At 67.0% G+C, this 16474-nt stretch carries 22 protein-coding genes and 1 tRNA gene; 6 read left to right on the top strand and 17 right to left on the bottom strand.

Annotated features, from left to right (window positions below; genetic code table 11):
- Positions 1-69: 69 nt before the first annotated feature.
- On the top strand, positions 70-231 hold the full coding sequence (locus AC1D2O_RS09085; RefSeq protein ID WP_478091973.1) for a hypothetical protein: 162 nt from the start codon (positions 70-72) through the stop codon (positions 229-231).
- 75 nt (positions 232-306) lie between these two features.
- On the opposite strand, the gene AC1D2O_RS09080 is transcribed toward AC1D2O_RS09085, so the two are convergent.
- Positions 307-909, bottom strand: a complete 603-nt coding sequence (locus AC1D2O_RS09080) for a DUF2939 domain-containing protein (protein WP_478091971.1) — start codon at positions 907-909, stop codon at positions 307-309.
- Positions 906-1079 (bottom strand): hypothetical protein, encoded by a 174-nt coding sequence (locus AC1D2O_RS09075; protein WP_478091969.1) that lies wholly within the window; start codon positions 1077-1079, stop codon positions 906-908. The genes AC1D2O_RS09080 and AC1D2O_RS09075 overlap by 4 nt, the downstream gene beginning before the upstream one ends.
- Before the next feature lie 13 nt (positions 1080-1092).
- Here AC1D2O_RS09075 and AC1D2O_RS09070 point away from each other — a divergent pair, with 13 nt between their 5' ends.
- A complete protein-coding gene (locus AC1D2O_RS09070) occupies positions 1093-1461 on the top strand; it encodes a hypothetical protein (RefSeq protein WP_478091967.1) in 369 nt (122 codons plus the stop codon).
- Positions 1462-1624: 163 nt separating this feature from the next.
- Here the strand turns inward: AC1D2O_RS09070 and AC1D2O_RS09065 are convergent, their stop codons facing one another.
- Entirely contained in the window at positions 1625-2149 is a 525-nt protein-coding gene (locus tag AC1D2O_RS09065; protein ID WP_478091965.1) for a thermonuclease family protein, read from the bottom strand.
- A gap of 96 nt (positions 2150-2245) precedes the next feature.
- Positions 2246-2554 (bottom strand): hypothetical protein, encoded by a 309-nt coding sequence (locus AC1D2O_RS09060; RefSeq protein WP_478091963.1) that lies wholly within the window; start codon positions 2552-2554, stop codon positions 2246-2248.
- A gap of 161 nt (positions 2555-2715) precedes the next feature.
- Between AC1D2O_RS09060 and AC1D2O_RS09055 the strand changes: the two genes are divergently transcribed.
- Positions 2716-3630 (top strand): protein NO VEIN domain-containing protein, encoded by a 915-nt coding sequence (locus tag AC1D2O_RS09055; RefSeq protein ID WP_478091961.1) that lies wholly within the window; start codon positions 2716-2718, stop codon positions 3628-3630.
- A 12-nt stretch (positions 3631-3642) separates the two neighbouring features.
- On the top strand, positions 3643-4398 hold the full coding sequence (locus AC1D2O_RS09050; RefSeq protein WP_478091959.1) for an SOS response-associated peptidase: 756 nt from the start codon (positions 3643-3645) through the stop codon (positions 4396-4398).
- Between the two features lie 79 nt (positions 4399-4477).
- Here the strand turns inward: AC1D2O_RS09050 and AC1D2O_RS09045 are convergent, their stop codons facing one another.
- The 7 genes from AC1D2O_RS09045 to AC1D2O_RS09015 all read right to left on the bottom strand — a co-directional run bounded on the left by AC1D2O_RS09045 (position 4478) and on the right by AC1D2O_RS09015 (position 9016).
- Positions 4478-5161, bottom strand: coding sequence for a CDGSH iron-sulfur domain-containing protein (locus tag AC1D2O_RS09045; RefSeq protein ID WP_478156757.1), 684 nt, complete (start codon positions 5159-5161; stop codon positions 4478-4480).
- A 272-nt stretch (positions 5162-5433) separates the two neighbouring features.
- Entirely contained in the window at positions 5434-5616 is a 183-nt protein-coding gene (locus AC1D2O_RS09040; RefSeq protein WP_478092603.1) for a hypothetical protein, read from the bottom strand.
- Between the two features lie 177 nt (positions 5617-5793).
- A tRNA-Asn gene (locus AC1D2O_RS09035) sits at positions 5794-5869 on the bottom strand.
- Between the two features lie 102 nt (positions 5870-5971).
- A complete protein-coding gene (locus AC1D2O_RS09030) occupies positions 5972-6889 on the bottom strand; it encodes a thiamine phosphate synthase (RefSeq protein ID WP_478092601.1) in 918 nt (305 codons plus the stop codon).
- Positions 6886-7704, bottom strand: coding sequence for a thiazole synthase (locus tag AC1D2O_RS09025; RefSeq protein ID WP_478092600.1), 819 nt, complete (start codon positions 7702-7704; stop codon positions 6886-6888). Before AC1D2O_RS09025 ends, AC1D2O_RS09030 begins: the two co-directional genes overlap by 4 nt.
- An 11-nt stretch (positions 7705-7715) precedes the next feature.
- A complete protein-coding gene (thiS, locus tag AC1D2O_RS09020; protein ID WP_478092599.1) occupies positions 7716-7913 on the bottom strand; it encodes a sulfur carrier protein ThiS in 198 nt (65 codons plus the stop codon).
- A 5-nt stretch (positions 7914-7918) separates the two neighbouring features.
- Positions 7919-9016 carry an FAD-dependent oxidoreductase gene (locus AC1D2O_RS09015; protein WP_478092598.1) on the bottom strand — a complete coding sequence of 366 codons (1098 nt, stop codon included), beginning with the start codon at positions 9014-9016 and terminating at the stop codon, positions 7919-7921.
- Between the two features lie 139 nt (positions 9017-9155).
- Here AC1D2O_RS09015 and thiD point away from each other — a divergent pair, with 139 nt between their 5' ends.
- The gene (gene thiD, locus AC1D2O_RS09010; protein ID WP_478092597.1) at positions 9156-10001 is read left to right on the top strand and encodes a bifunctional hydroxymethylpyrimidine kinase/phosphomethylpyrimidine kinase; all 846 of its coding nucleotides are present in this window, start codon (positions 9156-9158) and stop codon (positions 9999-10001) included.
- On the opposite strand, the gene AC1D2O_RS09005 is transcribed toward thiD, so the two are convergent.
- Together AC1D2O_RS09005 and AC1D2O_RS09000 are read right to left on the bottom strand one after the other, a co-directional pair.
- Positions 9946-11283 (bottom strand): purine-cytosine permease family protein, encoded by a 1338-nt coding sequence (locus AC1D2O_RS09005; RefSeq protein ID WP_478156755.1) that lies wholly within the window; start codon positions 11281-11283, stop codon positions 9946-9948. The genes thiD and AC1D2O_RS09005 overlap by 56 nt on opposite strands.
- A 403-nt stretch (positions 11284-11686) precedes the next feature.
- Positions 11687-12019 carry a PRC-barrel domain-containing protein gene (locus AC1D2O_RS09000; protein WP_478091380.1) on the bottom strand — a complete coding sequence of 111 codons (333 nt, stop codon included), beginning with the start codon at positions 12017-12019 and terminating at the stop codon, positions 11687-11689.
- A gap of 330 nt (positions 12020-12349) precedes the next feature.
- On the opposite strand from AC1D2O_RS09000, the gene AC1D2O_RS08995 reads away from it, so the two are divergent.
- Positions 12350-12544, top strand: coding sequence for a hypothetical protein (locus AC1D2O_RS08995; RefSeq protein WP_478091378.1), 195 nt, complete (start codon positions 12350-12352; stop codon positions 12542-12544).
- 41 nt (positions 12545-12585) lie between these two features.
- Here AC1D2O_RS08995 and AC1D2O_RS08990 read toward each other — a convergent pair whose 3' ends face one another.
- The 4 genes from AC1D2O_RS08990 to cysD form a co-directional block, all read right to left on the bottom strand.
- Complete coding sequence (locus AC1D2O_RS08990) at positions 12586-13599, bottom strand: NAD(P)/FAD-dependent oxidoreductase (RefSeq protein WP_478156753.1); 1014 nt, start codon at positions 13597-13599, stop codon at positions 12586-12588.
- 89 nt (positions 13600-13688) lie between these two features.
- Entirely contained in the window at positions 13689-14018 is a 330-nt protein-coding gene (fdxA, locus tag AC1D2O_RS08985; protein WP_478091376.1) for a ferredoxin FdxA, read from the bottom strand.
- Between the two features lie 42 nt (positions 14019-14060).
- Positions 14061-15389 carry a sulfate adenylyltransferase subunit 1 gene (locus AC1D2O_RS08980; protein ID WP_478091374.1) on the bottom strand — a complete coding sequence of 443 codons (1329 nt, stop codon included), beginning with the start codon at positions 15387-15389 and terminating at the stop codon, positions 14061-14063.
- Between the two features lie 125 nt (positions 15390-15514).
- The gene (cysD, locus tag AC1D2O_RS08975) at positions 15515-16468 is read right to left on the bottom strand and encodes a sulfate adenylyltransferase subunit CysD (RefSeq protein ID WP_478091372.1); all 954 of its coding nucleotides are present in this window, start codon (positions 16466-16468) and stop codon (positions 15515-15517) included.
- Positions 16469-16474 lie beyond the last annotated feature (6 nt).

Genomic DNA, 16474 nt, shown 5'->3' with positions numbered 1-16474 from the left:
CGTTTGGAGGATGCCCGCACGCGCATTTCTGGCGCACAGTCCGACCCTTGACGATTGCAGGAGCACAGCATGGACTCAGAGGTCTTGACCCTTGGCGCATTGGCGATCCTGGTTGCCGGAGGCTGGCTGATCGACCTGCTCAGTCATCGGGACCCGTCGCCGCTACAGCGCCAGATGGCCGATCAGATCAAGAAGTCGCTCGACACGATACGCGGCGTGCCGCTGCCGTGAGGGACCTCACGCGGCCCCACTTCGTGTGGATCGCACGCCACGGGGACGCCTGGCGCCGGCCTGGGGTGCGCCGGACTACTTCCTGAAGGTCGACGGCGGCATCCGGATGTCCGTGAGCTTCCAGTCGACGAAGCCGCTGCGCTCGAACACCAGGGCCAGCCGATCGGCGTTCGGTTCGTCGGGCTTTGCGGGATCGACCGCATAGGCCGTCATCTGGCTGGCGCCCTGGCGGTCGATGACCCAGCGGGCCTTCTCCTTCTTCTCGGGCGCGGCGTCGCCTGCAGGGCCCGGCGTGCCGGCAGGCGTCGGTGCAGCCGAGGGCTCGGAAGGCGTCTTGCCCAGCTTCCCGTTTTGCATCGCGGCCATGACCGTTTCAGGCCGGACCATCGCATCCACCAGCTGATTGACCAATCCGGTCCCGATCAGGCTTCCCAGCGCCGCGAACGGATTGCCCGCATCACCGGGCGCACCCAGCTTCTGCGCGAGCAGGACGGAGAACTGGCCCTTGAGGCTTTCGCGCAGCTTCGGATAGTCGACGTGCGCATTGAAGGCTTCAGCGTCTGCGCGCTGCGCCGCCTGCTGCAACTGGCGAACGGCCAGGAAGGGCGACCAGTACCAGTAGGCCGCAAGAGCCAGGAGCAGGAGGAGGGCGACGGCGGCGGCTTGGCGTTTTTTCATGCGCCGATTCTGCCCGGTGCCGGTGTTCGCAAGCCGGTGAGCCGGATGTCAAGGCGCTTGCGCAGGTTGCCGTTGTCACGTTCGGCAACCATCTTCACCGTGCGGACGTAGGCCCCTTGGAGGTGGCGCACGTTGTGTGCTGCACAGGGGGCGATTTTCGCCCTCGTCATCTGGGGAATCTCCTTGAACGTCGATCGATCTGCTTTCTTCAAACGGGCCGCTGCCGGTGTCGTGGCCGCCGGTGCACTTTTCGCTGCCGCGTCGGCCAATGCCCAGGTCAACTGGTCGGTCGGCGTCAACGTGCCCGGTGTGTCGGTCGGCGTCGCCGAGCCTGGCCCCGTGTACTACGAGCCGGCACCGGTCTATTCGCGCCCGGCTCCGATCTACTATCAGCCGGCGCCTCCCGCGTACTACAACCCGCCGCCTGTGTACTACCGTCCGGCGCCGGTGTACTACGGAGCACCTGCGCAGGGCTACTACGAACAGGGCGAGCGTTGGCGCCATCGGCATCACCATCGCCGGGATTGGGATGACCGCGGCGATCGGGACTAGGATGAAGCACCCCCGAAGCGCCTGCGGCGCTGCCCCCTCAAGGGGGCAATACCAGCGGCCCGGCAAAGCCGGTTCCGCGGTATTCCTGGACTTGGGCTGCGCCAGTTTCATGTGTCGCGGGTCACGCGATGGCGTCATGGAGCACTGAGTTGGACTCGGTGCGTCAATCGCCGCGTTCAGCCTGGCGCCATTCCCACGGCGGCATCGGGTCGGCGTCGCGCCAGAGCCCGACACGTTTCGCCCTGGCTTGCGCCTCGGCAAACTCGTACTGTCCGCGCTCCTGGGCCGTTTGTTCGCGGGCATAGGCCCGGTACCACCAGGCCATCCCGAGGGTGACCATCGCCAGGCCCGCGTCCAGCGTCTTGGGCCCGCCCGGCGCCGAGGCGGGCGCCACCATCACCTTGCAGACGCTGCGTCCGTAGCGATCGACATCGATGCAGTCGAGTTCGGCCTCTCGCATGTAGACCAGGCTGGACATGGCCCGCTTGGCGCGCTCGCCGAAGGGCTGGCGCCGCTCGGGCGCGTCGATGCTGTTGAGCCTGACCTTGATCGCCTTGTAGCGTCCGCCCGGGCCGCAGCGCGCCTTGAGCGTGTCGCCGTCCGAAACGCCCACGACAAGGCAAGTCTGCGGCGCGGCGTGGATGGCAAGAGGCAGGGTGAGCAGGAGAATCGCAAGAAGTTGTCGCATCGAACGATTCTCGCGTCGAACCCATCGTTCGATCCTGGCTTCCAAGAAGAAGCCAGGATCGCGAACTGACCCGGTCTCCGGCCCAACGGGCGGCGCTCAGCGCGCGCGAATCACGTCGGAGACGTTGCCGTTCTCGTTGACGGTGCAGTTGATCGCCGGTTGTCCGGCTCCGATGCTGAGGGTGACGACGTAGATGCCGTCCTTCATGGTGCTCGCATCGCTGGTCGGCGTCACGCTTGCCTTTGGCACCTTGTACTCGCGGGAGACGGCGTCGATGCAGCTGGTGCGCGACACCTGCGGCGAGGCGAAGCCGGCGAATACCGCCGGGGGCTGGTAGTTGGCGCAACCACCGACGATGGCGCCGAAGGCGATGGCGACCGCCACGGAACGACTGCAAGCAGGCATGTTGACTCCTTGGATTGCGGCGTATTTGTACGCCAAAGCAGCCTCACCGTATACAGCAACTCCGGCGATCTCGCCAAATCCCCCATGGCGGATTTGCTGAAGAGTTGCACTGCGCTTCGCGGCATACTTGAAGCGGTCACAACACACTTGAATTCTTCCGAATGGACAAAGAAGTCGACCCCGCGGTACTTGCGGTCATCAACGAAAAGCGCCTGCTGGGCGAGAAGCGCACACCCGTCGAAATCATTGCCAAGATGGGTGTGTTCGATGCGCGCGAGAAGGCGTCCGAACACGCCTGGCTGGCAACGGGCGACAACGTCATCGCCACCATGTGGGCGGAGTTCGTGAGCATCGGAGCCGGCGGGCGATGGTTCTATCTCGAGTCCCTGGATACGCAACATCGGCTGGCCGGCGGCGAGCGAAGTGCGCTGCAAATCCAGCGGGCCAAGGACCGGCTCCAATTGCTCAAGCGCTCGCTGGACGCGGGCCAGGGGTTGAGGATCGTCCTGCAGACGAATCGAGTCGCAATTTCCGATCTGGAGACCGACAAGGCTGCCAAGGTTTCGATGCGGGTGCCGGACGACCAGGAGTGGCACATCGCGACGTGGGATCCCGAGCAGAAGATCGCGGTCCTGGTCCGCGGCCCGCGCGGGTGGCTGCCGACCGAAGAAGACATGCTGGCCGCACGGGCGCGGGGCAGCGTTCCGGCCGCGGCGCCCGAAGCCCCATCTGGCCAGGCATCGCGAGAAGAGGTGCAGGCGGCCGCGATGGACTACCTGACGCGTCACTTCGCGGGCTACGGCTACAAGACCGAGAACGTCGCCGGTCAGAAGCTGGGCTACGACATCGAGGTGTCGGACAAGAAGGGCGCCACATTGCTCAAGCTCGCGGTGAAGGGCACTGTCGCAGGAATGGCAGGCTTCCAGCTCACGGGCGAAGAGCGCGCCTGCGCAAAGCGAGGGGATCCCTGGCGCCTTGCGGTGGTCACGGACGCCATTGGACCCGCGGCGCAGCACAAACTCTACAAGCCCTCCGAGGTCGACAAGGCCCCCGGCCTCGAACCGCTGCTGGAGTAGCACAATCTGCCGATGTGCAGCCACTACCAGGCCGAGAAGCGCCGCAAGCAGATCGAAAAACACTTCGGGATCACGCTGCCTCCCGACTGGGAGCCGCCGCCTGGAGGCCTGCACATCTACCCCACGCAGATGGCGCCGATCATCCGCCGGCCGCCCGAGCGCGGATCGGGCGATGAGGCCGTGCCGGATTTCGAGCTGGTGGAGGCGCGTTTCGGGCTGCTGCCCGGCTTTGCGAAGGACGCCAAGTACGGCCTTCAAACCTACAACGCACGCACCGAGACCGTCCGCGAACTGGCGAGCTTCAAGAACGCCTGGGCGAAGGCCCGACACTGCATCGTGCCGTGCGAGGCGATCTACGAGCCTGACTGGCGCACGGGTGATTTCATCCCGACGCGGTTCACCGCGGCCAACGACGAGACGCTCGGCGTGGCCGGTCTGTGGGCGCCGTGGCGGAATCCGGAGACGGATGCCTGGGAGTTGAGCTTCACCATGCTGACGATCAATGCCGACCACCACGCGTTGTTCCGGCTCATGCACCGGCCGGACCTGAAGCGGCCGCTCGAACAGCAGGACAAGCGGATGGTCGTGATCCTGCCGGAGGCGCAGTACGGAGAGTGGCTCGACGCACCGGCGCAACGCTCGATGGATTTCATGAACCAGTACCCGGCCGAGCGTCTGGCCATGACGGCGGAACCGCCGCCGCCAAAGGAGCCGAAGGCCAAGGCGGGGCGCGTCAGGAAGGAACCTCCGCAGCCATCCCTCTTCTGAGAGGATCCAAGGCAAGCGGTCGTCGTCGCGGGAAAACCGGCTCGGGCTCGCCAGCAGACGATGGCAAGCCGTCCCACATTCAGTTGTCGTCGTCCTGAAATTTGATGCTCCGGTGCGTACCGTCGCAGAACGGCTTGTTCTTCGATCCGCCGCAGCGGCACAGGGTAAAGCGCTCACGCGAGGCGCCTTCGCTCCAAGCCTCGGTGTCAAGATCAAAGCCCTGAACTTCATAGGGGCCGTTTCGTGCGATACGAATGCTCGGGGCATTCACGTCATTGGGTCCGGGTTGGCCATCGCGTGTGTATCGAAGCGCGCCCGATGGGCAGCGTCGAACGACCTCGATGAGGGTCTCCGCGTCTGCCTGATCCGGCTGGATCCAGGGCGTTCGGCCTTCGCGGAAGACCAGCGGCAGGGCTTTCGCACACCGCTCCGACGCCGAGCACTGGAGACGGTTGAAACTCACGACGATGGCGGCGCCTGGGTAGTCCATGACGCCATCCGGCGTGTGGTCCGGGCGCCGCTCGTCCGAAAACCCGATGCGGATATGAGAGCTGTCACAAAACGGCTTCCGCTTCGACGCGCCGCAACGACACAACGCGATGCCGTGCGACCCATCGAGCCGCTCCCCCTTCGAGTTTGTCAGGTCGTCGACGGTGACCAGACAGGGCCCATTGCGCGACAGCTTGATGCAGGGTCTTGTCTTCGCCGGAGAGGGATGGCTCCCCGCTCCATCCGCGACGACCGCGACCGGGTGCTGCTTCATCTTGCAAGTCCTCCAGGCCTTAAGGTCTGCCGCAAGTGTGCGCGGACGCCAGCCCGCGTACAAGGCCCCGAGAGGACGACGTGGTCTATCACCTCATCGCGAGTCGAATCGGTCCGGGCGCCACAGTGCCTGTTTTTGAGGCATCGCGTTGGAAGCCCCATCTGGAGTCGATTCCCGACGTTTCGCATGCAGTTTTCCACAGGGCTGTCCACGGGGCTGGTGGAGAACCCCAATCAACCGCCGCGTTGGTTGTCCCTGCGCGGCTGCATAGCCTACGTGGCGGAGTCTTCCTCCAGCCGGGAACGGATGGCAGCCTCAAGCGTTGCGCGCACGACCGCTTCGACGGCCTGCCAGTACTTCAGGTAGGCCTCGTCGTCGGCCGCGTGCTTGGGCACCAGGCCCTGCTTGACCGCTTCCTTCATCGCGGCCACGAGCATTTCGTCAGTCATATTCATCGGTCAATCCAAATCCCTGATCGCCACGCCCTGCCGAAGTAGCCCAGGGGCTGGACGGCCTTCTTCGCGGAGGCTCATCACACTGGATGTTTGGCGATTGCCAAATAAGGTGCCACAAATGAAAATGCCCCGCTACCTTTTGAGTAGCGGGGCATCCAGTGGCCTTGCGGCGTGTAGTGGCTCCTCGACCTGGGCTCGAACCAGGGACCTACGGATTAACAGTCCGGCGCTCTACCAACTGAGCTATCGAGGAACAAGCCTCAGATTATAGCGTCCTTTTTTGGGCTCTTTGGCCGACGCCGATCGAATCGACATTTTTCTCCAACTTTTTTTGAAGGTCGTGACGCGCGGGGGCTCAAGCGCCGTTGCAGAGCGCCATCAAACGGGCCGCCGCCGCTTCGGGTTCCGGGTCGGCCACCAGGGCACGCACCACGGCTACCGAGCCGACGCCGGTCGCCAGCACCTCGGGCATGCGCTGCTCGTCGACGCCGCCGATGCCGACCTGCGGATAGCCGTGCATGAGGCGCGCGTAAGCGGCAAGTCGCGCGATGCCTTGTGGCGCGGTGGCCATCCGCTTGAGCGTGGTCGGGTACACCGCGCCCATCGCGATGTAGCTCGGGCTGGCACCATCGGCGCGCACCATCTCGGCGTAGCCGTGGGTACTGACGCCCAGGCGAAGGCCGGAGGCCCGAATCGTCTTCAGTTCCTCGGGCGTCAGCGCATCGAGGTCTTCCTGTCCGAGATGCAGGCCGTAGGCGCGCGCCGCGATCGCGCTGCGCCAATGGTCGTTGATGAAGAGCAGGGCGCCGGTGCCGCGCACCGCCTCGACCGCCGCGACCACCTCGCGCTCGATGGCTGCTGCATCGTCGGACTTGAAGCGCAACTGCACCGTCGGCACGCCGGCGCGCGCCATGCGTGCGACCCAGTGCGCATCGGGCAGCACCGCATAGAGGCCGAGCTTCGTCGGGCAGGGCGGAAACGCATCGTCGCGCGTCGTCGGCGGAAAGGGGCGCATCCCGAAATCGGCTGGCGATTCGGGCCAGGCTTCGGGATCGAAGTTGCCGCTGCGATCGGTCTGCGCTCGCCACGCGCGTGCCAGGCACTCGGCGTCGATGTCGATGAAACCCAGCGTTGCGCAGGCTTGCTTCACGCCCTGGTAGAGCACGTCGTCCGAGGAGAACGATGCGGTTGCATTCGGCGCTTCGCCGAAGCGCGACCCATGCGCCGCAACGATGGCGCGCGCGATGGAAGGGGAGTCGGTCATGGGGGTCATTGGGAAGACGCGTGATGCCAGAACGGCGTGCCCAGCACCGGCGTGCTCGGCTGGGCCGAATCCTGCGCCGCCATCGCGCCGGCGTGATGGGCGCAGCGACCGGCTTGCACGGCATCGGCAAACGCGCCGGCCATTGCGACCGGGTCCTGCGCCAGCGCCACCGCGGTGTTGAGCAACACGCCGTCGTAGCCCCACTCCATCACCTGGCAGGCATGCGAGGGCAGGCCGAGGCCGGCATCGACCAGCAGCGGCACCGCGAGCCGCTCGCGCAGCACCTGCAACGCATACGGATTGACCGGCCCGCGGCCGGTTCCGATCGGGGCGGCCCAGGGCATCACGGCCTGGCAGCCGACATCGACCAGGCGCTGGCACAGCACCAGATCCTCGGTGCAGTAGGGCAGCACCTGGAAGCCATCGCGGATCAGTTGCGATGCGGCGTCGACCAGGTTCAGCGTGTCGGGCTGCAGCGTGTAGTCGTCGCCGATCAGTTCGAGCTTGATCCAGGGCGTGTCGAACAACTCGCGCGCCATCTGGGCCGTGGCAATGGCTTCCTGCACGCTGTGACAGCCGGCCGTGTTGGGCAGCACCGGAACGCCCAGCCGGCGCAGCAGGTCCCAGAAGCCGTTGTCGCTGCCGCTGCCGTTCGGGGTCGCGGTCTGGCGGCGCAGCGACGCCGTGAGCATCGCGGGCTGCGCGCGCCGGACGGCTGCCTCGAGCACGTCGGGGGATGGATAGCGCGCGGTGCCCAGCAGCAGTCGGCTCTGGAAGCTCTGGCCGTAGAGGACGAGCGGGTCGTTGGCGGAGGCAAGGGTCATGGTCTTCTCTTTCAGCCGCCCGTCACGGGGCGGATCACTTCGATGCGGTCGTCGGCCTGCAGGGCATGCGAGGCGTAGTTCGAACGCGGCACGAACTGGCGGTTGACGGCCACCGCGAACGGCGGCTTGGCGTCGATGAGCGCGAGGGCGTCCGCCACCTTCGCGTCGGCAGGCAGCGTGCAGGGCGTGTCGTTGATCCGGAGGTTCATGGATGTCATTCGAGGCGGGTCGCGAGGCCGAAGCGGCCGGCGAGCGCGGAGCAATCTGTCGCGAGCAGTTCCATTGCGACGTCGAGGATCGCCGGCGCGATCATGAAGCCGTGGCGGTAGAGGCCGTTGATCTGCATCACCTTCGGGCGCAGCTGGCGCACGGCCGGCAGGTTGTCGGGCAGGGTCGGCCGGCATTGGGTCGCGATCTCGACGATGCGCGCTTCGGCGAAGCCGCTGTGCACCGCGTAGGCGGCGCTCAGCAGCTCGAGCGTGGAGCGCACGCTGGCCGGCGACATGTCGTCCGATTCGATCTCGGTCGCGCCGATCACGAACAGGTGGTCGGGCTTGGGCGCGATGTAGAGCGGATAGCGCGGATGCACCAGGCGCGTCGGCCGCCTCAGCGTCACTTCGGGTGCGTGCACGCGGATGACTTCGCCGCGCACGCCGCGCAGGGCATTCCACTGCGGCTTGGCGCCGAGGCCGCGGCAGTCGATCACGCGATCGGGCTGGCCCGGCCCGCCGGGCGCGAAGTCGTCGACGGTGCGCGGCGAATGCCAGTGCAGGCGCACCTTCGGCAGTGCCTGCAAGGTGGCGAGCAACGAGGCGAGCAGCGCGCGGTTGTCGAGCTGGCCTTCATCGGGCAGCAGCAGGCCCTGCGCGAAGCGCCGGCCCAGCGAAGGCTCGGCGGCCTCGATGCCGGCAGCGTCGAGCACCTGCATGGCGGGCAGCTCGGGCACCAGCTCGCCGGTGTGCGAGAGCACGCGCTTGAGCCGGGCGGCCTCGGCGGCATCCTGGCGGTGCCACAGCACCAGAGTGCCCTCGCGCTGGAAGAACACGGGCGCGGCCAGCGGCGCGATCAACGCCGGCCAGCGGTCGAGTGCGTAGTGCCCCATTCGGACCACGGCGGGCGGCGCCACGGCCGATTCGGCGAGCGGCGCGAGCATGGCGGCGGCGACCCGCGCGGCCGCGCCTTCGGCCTCCGGTCCGCCGGCCTCGAACAGGTCGACCTCGCAGCCCGCCTGCGCCAGCGTCAGCGCGAGCAGGCGCCCCATGAGCCCGGCGCCGAGCACGGCGGCTGAGCGGAAGGGCAGTGCTTCACGCATCGCCATCTCGCTGCCCGTTCCAGGAACACCGCGGAACCCGCTTTGCCGGGCCGCCGGGGCTGCCCCGGGTAGGGGGTGGGCGCCCGACACGACGTGCGGGCAACCTGGGGAGGAGCCTTCCTGCTCGATAATTTTCAACATGACCATTGCATTCTCTCGCTACGCACGCGTACTCTCGATCGCCGGTTCCGACAGCGGCGGCGGCGCCGGCATCCAGGCCGACCTGAAGACCTTCTCGGCGCTGGGTTGCTACGGGATGACCGCCATCACCGCGCTGACCGCCCAGAACACGCTGGGCGTGTCGGGCATTCACGGCGTGCCGCCGGAGTTCCTCAAGGCGCAGATCCAGGCGGTGGTCGAGGACATCGGCGTCGACGCGGTCAAGCTCGGAATGCTGCATGCGCCCGAGATCGTCGAAGTGGTGGCCTGGGCCATCGACCACTACAAACTGCCGAACGTGGTGCTCGACCCGGTGATGATCGCCACCAGCGGCGACCGCCTGATCGCCGCCGAAACGGTGGCGGTGCTGGTGCGCGAATTGTTCCCGCGTGCCGTGGTGGTCACGCCGAACCTGGACGAGGCGGCCTTGCTGATCGGCCATGCGATCGACGGTGTGGATGCGTTCGACGATGCCGCCAGCGAACTGCTCGCGCTCGGGGCCCGCGCGGTGCTGCTCAAGGGCGGCCACCTGCCGGGCGACGACGTGGTCGACCTGCTGGCCGAGGCCGACGGCGAGCGGCTGCAGCTGGCCTCGACCCGCATCCGGAGCCGCAACCTGCACGGCACCGGCTGCACCTTGTCGTCGGCCATCGCCGCCCACCTGGCGCTCGGATTCGCGCTGCCGCAGGCGGTGGAGCGCGCGCGCGGCTACGTGGTCGCCGCCATGGCGGCGGGGGCGGATGTGAAAGTCGGCGCGGGGCACGGTCCCCTCAACCACGGCTTTGCGCCAGTGCCGAGCGTCCGCCTGCCGTCGACTGGCGCGTGATCCAGCCCAGCGCGAAGGTGATCGCAAGGGTCGGCAGCGCCGAGCCCCACTGAGGGGCCCAGGCCGCGCAGGCGTGGTAGATCGCGATGCCGGAAATCCAGATCGCGGCCGCCGGCAGGTCCACGCGGCGCGTGCCGACCGGCACCGGTGCGTTGCCGGTGCCGAGCCGTCCGAGGATCACGCCGTAAAGCGGCACGAAGACCGAGCTCAGCAGCAGCAGGAAGGGTTCGAGCGTGTGCATCGGCAGCACCAGTGCGAAGGCGATGCAGATCGAGGCCAGCAGCAGGCCCCAGCGGCGCACGCTCCAGCGCGGCTGCAGGCTGTGGGCCGAAACCGAGCCTGAGTACACGTCGCCGTAGGCGTTGTCGAGCTCGTCGATCAGGATCAGCCCCAGCGCCACCAGGCCACCCTGCGCCAGCAGCAGGGCCGCGACCAGGTTGGTGCCGGGTTCGGCGACGCTCACCACCATCACGCCGAGCGCATAGCACCAGATGTTGGCCAGCACGTAGCCGATCCAGGTGCCGTTGAAGGCGCCGCCCAGACCGCCCGTGCTGCGCTTGCCGTGACGCGCGTAGTCCGCCACCAGCGGCAGCCACGAGACCGGCATCGCGATCACCAGGTCGAGGGCGCCGAACATGCCCATGCTGCCGTCGCCGGGCCGCAACCAGAAAGCCTCCAGCCCCTTGGCATGAAGCCGGGTCGCGAACTGCCAGGTCAGCCAGGCCAGCGACAGCGCCACCAGCGGCAGGCCGAAGCGGCTCACGAATCGCCTCACCAGCTTGACCATCGAGCCTGCGAGCAGGGCCAGCAGCACCGCGCCCCACAGCAGCGTGGTGAGCACCGTGCCCAGGGGGCCGCCGAGCGACCCGCCGAAGGCCTGGCCGCCGATCGCCTGGGTGCCTTCGCGCATGATCACGATTTCGAAGGTGGTCCAGCCGATCAGCTGCACGATGTTGAGCATCACCGGCAGGCGCGCGAAGGCGCTGCCGTAGGTTGCGTTCATCAGCCCGGCGCTGGCCAGCCCGCTCTCGCAGCCCAGCCGCGCGGTCCAGGCCAGCAGGCCGGCGCCGATGCAGGAGCCCAGCGCGATCGCGAGCACGGCGTCGCGGGTGCCGACCGCCGGAACCAGGTAGGCGCCGATCTGCATCACCAGCAGACCCACGCCGAGGCTGAACCACAGCGCCATGTGGTCGTGCCACTGGAAGACGCGGCCGGATTCGCGCAGCGGCGTCAGTGCCTCGTTGGCCCCGGGCGGCGCAGTCGGGTCGTTCGTTCTTGCCATCCATTTGCTCCCATGCAAATTGTTTGGCAGGTGGGCGAGGCCGGCAGCAGAACCGCCGCGCGAGAAACGTGGCGGCCGCCGGACCAGCTTCCCTGCGCGAGGATTACCTCAAGTCACCAAAATCACTCAGTGGCACAACAGGTTCAAAGGGTGTGATCTCAGCCGGCCCGAGTGATCGGGCCAGCACCCCCAGCGAATGCGCGCATTGTAGTTCCGGACAAAAAAAGCCCGCGTCTGCGCGGGCTCTGAAGGGGACGCGTTTTGAATGCAGTTCACGCAGCAGTGGCAATCAGGCCTTCCGAACTCCGCACCGTCAGACGGATCCGTGTGGCGCCGTACGAAAAAGAACCCGCCGGGCGTGCGCGGGGCGGGTTCTCAACAACGTGTCGCAGGCCCAAAGCGGCTAGGAGCCGTAGTACTTGTCGACGTTCGCCCGGTAGATCTCGTCGTAGTCAGGCACAACATCTGTCGAATAGCGCGGCGCGCCTTCCAGCTGGGCCTTGTCAAGCGGAACCACGTAGCCATCCTTCGATGTGTCGTACTTGAGGATGCTCCATGGAATGGGATAGCGATCCGCTCCCATTCCCAGGAAACCGCCGAACTCCAAGACGGCATAACGCACTTGACCTGATACCTTGTCGATCATGAGGTCGTCGATCGTGCCGAGCTTGTCGCCCGTGACGTTGTAGACCTTCGTGTTTTCCACGCGGTCGGAAGAAATGACATCAGAAGCCATGAGTTTCTCCATGCCGGGATGGCTGGGGCTACCGGCGGGTGTGCAAAGCCCAGCAATCGATGTATCGCCTCAACGCAGGGCGGCCCGCATAGGTTTTCGATTTGTCTTGATGTAGGCGTTCCCCCATCAGACTGCGTCTTGAATGGCGCCGGTCGGCAGCCGCTTCGCCGGGATAGAGCGGCGCGCACCTCGCCCGAGCGCCGCGCAGGCAACGGCAGTGGCCTCGCGCCCGCTTTTTTCTCGACAGCGCGCTGCGCTCTTGTCCGACAGATCTTTGCAACGGTCAGGCGTAGTTTCACGCCTTCGACCTCATCAGGATGGAGGATCGCCATGAAATCCGAGCAGGCAGAGATGGGCGAGAACGCCAGTGACATTGCATTTCGCTGGGGTGTGGTTGCCGTGATCCTGGTGGCGGTCGGAACACTGGTGTACAACTTCTTCGCTGACGAAGAGCCCGTTGATCTGGGCACCGCCACCACGCAGGTCGCGCCGCAGCACCTGCGTATCGGGGCGGCGAGCAATTAGAACCAGAACCGGGGGATGCGAGCGCTGGCGGCAGCCGCAGGTCAGTGCGCGACGCCGAGCAGCGTGTGCAGGCGCGTGCTGGTGGTGGTGTATTGCAGCGGAATCGCCTTGTCGGGAAAGACGATCGCGGTGGCGCCCCAGGCCGCCAGCGTGGCCTCATGGAAGCCGCAGACGATGAGCTTCTTCTTGCCGGGGTAGGTGTTGATGTCGCCGACGGCGAAGACGCCGCGCTCGCGCGTCTCGAACTTCTCGGTGTCGACCGGCACCTGCTTGCGCTCGAGCGCCAGGCCCCATTCAGCGACCGGTCCGAGGCGTGGGGAGATGCCGAGGCAGCCGATCAAGGCGTCGAAGGGCAGCGCCACGGTCTGCGCGTCCGGCGTGGCGACCTGGAGCTGCGTGTCATCGAAGCCCACGGGCTGGCCGATCTGCAGGTGGATCGCGCCGGCTGCGATGCGCTCGCGCAGTGTTCGCAGCGTTTGCTCGTCGGCCTGGAAGACGTCGCGGCGGTGGAGCAGCGTGACCTTCTTCGCCAGGGGCGCGAGCGCGAGCGCGGTGTCGAGCGCGGCCTCGTCGCCGCCCTGGACGATCAGCGATTGCCCCGCGAAGCGATCGAGGGTGTCGGGATGGTAGAAGAGCCTGGTGCCTTCGAGTCGCTCGATGCCCTCGACGGCGATGCGCTTGGGCACGAAGGCGCCGACGCCCGCGGCGATGAAGACCGTCTTGGCCAGGAAGGAGCTGCCGCGCGACGTGGCCAGCAGCAGCCGGCCATCATGCTGGCGGGCGAGGGTCGCGATCTGCTCGCCGAAATGGAATTGCGGCTTGAACGGTGCGATCTGCTGCAGCAGCGATTCCGCCAGTGCGCGTCCGGTGGTCATCGGCGTGCCCGGGATGTCGTAGATCGGCTTGTCGCCGTAGAGCTCGACGCATTGGCCGCCGGCACGCGGCAGGGCATCGACGATGTGGCAGGAGATCTCGAGCAGGCCGAGCTGGAAGGCCTGAAACAGGCCGACCGGTCCGGCGCCGATGATCAGCGCGTCGGTTTCGACCGGAGGCATCAGGCCGGCGCCGAGCCGCCCCTAGGCGGCCTGCGGCACCCTCGGGGGGCAGCGATGACACGCAGTGCGAAGCGTGGGGGGCGCATGCTTCAGCGCACCAGCTCCGAGATCTTGCCGGTCTTGTCCTTCCACTCTTCCGCGTCGGGCAGCGCCGGCTTGCGCTTGGTGATGCTCTTCCAGCCGTCGGCCAGCGCCAGTTCGGCGTTGAGCTTGATGAAGGCCAGCTGGTCGGCCGGAAGGTCTTCCTCGGCGTAGATCGCGTTGACCGGGCACTCGGGGATGCAGACCGCGCAGTCGATGCATTCGTCGGGGTCGATCACCAGCATGTTCGGCCCTTCACGGAAGCAGTCGACCGGGCAGACGTCGACGCAATCGGTGTATTTGCAGCGGATGCAGGATTCGGAGACGACGTGGGTCATGGTCTTGGCAAGCGGGGGGAATGATCGGGGAAACCCCGAATTTTAGGCCTTTGTGGCGGTGGGCCGCACGAGCACTGCGGCGGAGGTCCGATGGGAAGCGGTGTCCACGAGGATCAGCGAGCCCAGAGTGCGCGATTGCGTGAATGGCAGCACGGCCAGCGGCTGCTGCAGTGCCAGTACCACGTCACCGATGGCATTGGCTTCGAGCCGCTCCGTGGGCTCGGCATCGAGGGTCGTGATGTTGAGCCGGTCGACGATGCGCGCCACCTTGGCCTTGACCCAGCGGTGGCCCTGCAGCGCCCAGTACACCCGGCCAGCGACCAGCGGCTCGTCGTCGAGCCAGGCGACGGTCGCGGTGATCTCGCGAACCGGCTCGAAGGCGTCGGGCGCCAGCAGCCAGTCGCCGCGCGAGACGTCGAGTTCCCGGTCCAGCACGATGCCGGCGCTGTGACCCGCATGCACGGCCTTCGGATCGCGCGTGTGGCTCAGTACCTGCGCCACGGTGGCGTGCTGGTTGCTCGGCAGCACGGTGACGCGCTGTCCGGGCTCGACATGGCCGCTGGCGACCCGGCCCCAGAACACGCGGCGCCCGCGCGAGGTGTCGGCCGAGGCGGAGAACTTCTCGACCCACTGCACCGGGAAGGCGAAGGGGACGGCCTCGTCCTGGGCGGTGACCGGCAATTGCTCGAGCAGTTCGAGCAAGCTGGGGCCTTCGTAGCCGGCCCAGGCGGGATGGCGCGAGGCCACGTTCCAGCCCTTGAGCGCCGAGATCGGCACCGTGGCGGCCACTTGCACGCCGGCGGCTTCGGCGAAATTCGAGAGCGCGGCGGCGATGCGCTCGAACGCGAGTTCGGCGTCGTCGATCGCATCGAGCTTGTTGACCGCGAAGACGATCGACTGCACGCGCAGCAGATGGCACAGCAGCGTGTGGCGGCGGGTTTGCGGCAGCAGTTCGCGCCTGACCACTTCGCCGTCGCCGACCTCGGCGGCCCAGGCCAGCTTGGTGGCGTCGACCAGCACCACGGCGGCGTCGGCGCTGGATGCGGCCGTGACCATGTTGCGCGTGTACTGCTCATGGCCTGGCGCGTCGCCGATCACGAACTTGCGATGCGCGGTGGAGAAGTAGCGATAGGCGACATCGATCGTGATGCCTTGCTCGCGCTCGGCCGAAAGGCCGTCGGTCAGCAGGGCCAGATCGGTTTCGCCGCCGCGCTGGACGCCGGCCAGCTGGTCCTGCAGCACGGTCTTGCTGTCGACCAGCAGGCGGCCGATCAGGGTGCTCTTGCCGTCGTCGACGCTGCCGCAGGTGATGAAGCGCAATGCGGCGCCGGTCTCGGCATGCTGTTCAAGGGTTGAAATCGTCGCGTTCATATTCATTCTCTGCAATGCGCTGTCCTGTTCGTGAAACACCGCGGAACCGGCTCCGCCGGGCCGCTGGTGTTGCCCCCGGTAGGGGGTGGGCGGGCTGCACGCAGTGAGCCCAACCTGGGGGCGAGCTAGAAGTACCCGTCTTTCTTGCGCTTTTCCATCGAGGCTTCGGAAGTCTTGTCGTCCATCCGGGTTGCGCCGCGTTCGCTGACGTCCGCCGCCAGCGTCTCGATCACCACGTCGGCCGCATCGGCTGCGAGGCTGTCCACGGGGCAGGTGCAGGTGATGTCGCCCACGGTACGGAAGCGCACGTCGCGCACTTCGATCTGCTCGCCGTCGCGCGGCGGCGTGAGTGCGGTCACGGGCACGAGCAGCCCGCGGCGTTCGATCACTTCGCGCTTGTGCGTGTAGTAGATCGAGGGCAGGGCGATGCGCTCGCGGTCGATGTACTGCCAGACGTCGAGCTCGGTCCAGTTCGAGATCGGGAACACGCGGAAATGTTCGCCCGGTGCGAGACGCGTGTTGAAGAGCGTCCACAACTCGGGGCGCTGGTCCTTCGGCTGCCATTGGCCGAAGCTGTCGCGGTGTGAAAAGATGCGCTCCTTGGCGCGCGCTTTTTCTTCATCGCGGCGGGCGCCGCCGATCAACGCGTCGAAGCGGAACTCCTCGATGGATTCGAGCAGCGTGACCGACTGGTGCACATTGCGCGATTCGTCCGGATGGGCCAGGCGCACCGTGCCGCGCTTCATCGAGTCCTCGACGTTGCGCACGATCAGCTCGGCGCCGAGTTCCCTGGCGCGGGCGTCGCGGAAGGCCGTCACTTCGGGGAAGTTGTGGCCGGTGTCGATCATCAGCAGCGGATAGGGAATCCGGCCGATGCCGAAGGCCTTCTCGGCGCACTTGAGCAACACCAGCGAATCCTTGCCGCCCGAGAACAGCAGCGTCGGCCGCTCGAAGGAGGCCGCCACCTCGCGCAGGATGAAGATGGTTTCCTCCTCGAGCGCATCGAGCTGCGTGTTGGACAGGCGCGTGAGCGACTGCGTGGTCGGCAGCAGCAGATCGGGTTCGGTACGGGCGTTCATGAGGCG

Source organism: Variovorax sp. P1_G12 (assembly GCF_056405555.1).
Note: the sequence above shows the minus strand (reverse complement) of the source record. Positions and strands in the feature narration are given on the sequence as shown.

Bases quoted from the DNA above. Each gene is read 5' to 3' on its own strand.
- AC1D2O_RS09055 (WP_478091961.1), top strand. From the start codon at position 2,716: ATGGACAAAGAAGTCGACCCCGCGGTACTTGCGGTCATCAACGAAAAG.
- AC1D2O_RS08980 (WP_478091374.1), bottom strand. From the start codon at position 15,389: ATGAACGCGACGATTTCAACCCTTGAACAGCATGCCGAGACCGGCGCC.
- AC1D2O_RS09060 (WP_478091963.1), bottom strand. From the start codon at position 2,554: ATGCCTGCTTGCAGTCGTTCCGTGGCGGTCGCCATCGCCTTCGGCGCC.
- AC1D2O_RS08990 (WP_478156753.1), bottom strand. From the start codon at position 13,599: ATGCCTCCGGTCGAAACCGACGCGCTGATCATCGGCGCCGGACCGGTC.
- AC1D2O_RS09075 (WP_478091969.1), bottom strand. From the start codon at position 1,079: ATGACGAGGGCGAAAATCGCCCCCTGTGCAGCACACAACGTGCGCCAC.
- cysD (WP_478091372.1), bottom strand. From the start codon at position 16,468: ATGAACGCCCGTACCGAACCCGATCTGCTGCTGCCGACCACGCAGTCG.
- AC1D2O_RS09080 (WP_478091971.1), bottom strand. From the start codon at position 909: ATGAAAAAACGCCAAGCCGCCGCCGTCGCCCTCCTCCTGCTCCTGGCT.
- AC1D2O_RS09040 (WP_478092603.1), bottom strand. From the start codon at position 5,616: ATGAATATGACTGACGAAATGCTCGTGGCCGCGATGAAGGAAGCGGTC.
- AC1D2O_RS09005 (WP_478156755.1), bottom strand. From the start codon at position 11,283: ATGGCAAGAACGAACGACCCGACTGCGCCGCCCGGGGCCAACGAGGCA.
- AC1D2O_RS09050 (WP_478091959.1), top strand. From the start codon at position 3,643: ATGTGCAGCCACTACCAGGCCGAGAAGCGCCGCAAGCAGATCGAAAAA.
- thiS (WP_478092599.1), bottom strand. From the start codon at position 7,913: ATGAACCTCCGGATCAACGACACGCCCTGCACGCTGCCTGCCGACGCG.
- AC1D2O_RS09025 (WP_478092600.1), bottom strand. From the start codon at position 7,704: ATGACCCTTGCCTCCGCCAACGACCCGCTCGTCCTCTACGGCCAGAGC.
- AC1D2O_RS09015 (WP_478092598.1), bottom strand. From the start codon at position 9,016: ATGCGTGAAGCACTGCCCTTCCGCTCAGCCGCCGTGCTCGGCGCCGGG.
- fdxA (WP_478091376.1), bottom strand. From the start codon at position 14,018: ATGACCCACGTCGTCTCCGAATCCTGCATCCGCTGCAAATACACCGAT.
- AC1D2O_RS09000 (WP_478091380.1), bottom strand. From the start codon at position 12,019: ATGGCTTCTGATGTCATTTCTTCCGACCGCGTGGAAAACACGAAGGTC.
- AC1D2O_RS08995 (WP_478091378.1), top strand. From the start codon at position 12,350: ATGAAATCCGAGCAGGCAGAGATGGGCGAGAACGCCAGTGACATTGCA.
- thiD (WP_478092597.1), top strand. From the start codon at position 9,156: ATGACCATTGCATTCTCTCGCTACGCACGCGTACTCTCGATCGCCGGT.
- AC1D2O_RS09065 (WP_478091965.1), bottom strand. From the start codon at position 2,149: ATGCGACAACTTCTTGCGATTCTCCTGCTCACCCTGCCTCTTGCCATC.
- AC1D2O_RS09085 (WP_478091973.1), top strand. From the start codon at position 70: ATGGACTCAGAGGTCTTGACCCTTGGCGCATTGGCGATCCTGGTTGCC.
- AC1D2O_RS09045 (WP_478156757.1), bottom strand. From the start codon at position 5,161: ATGAAGCAGCACCCGGTCGCGGTCGTCGCGGATGGAGCGGGGAGCCAT.
- AC1D2O_RS09030 (WP_478092601.1), bottom strand. From the start codon at position 6,889: ATGACCCCCATGACCGACTCCCCTTCCATCGCGCGCGCCATCGTTGCG.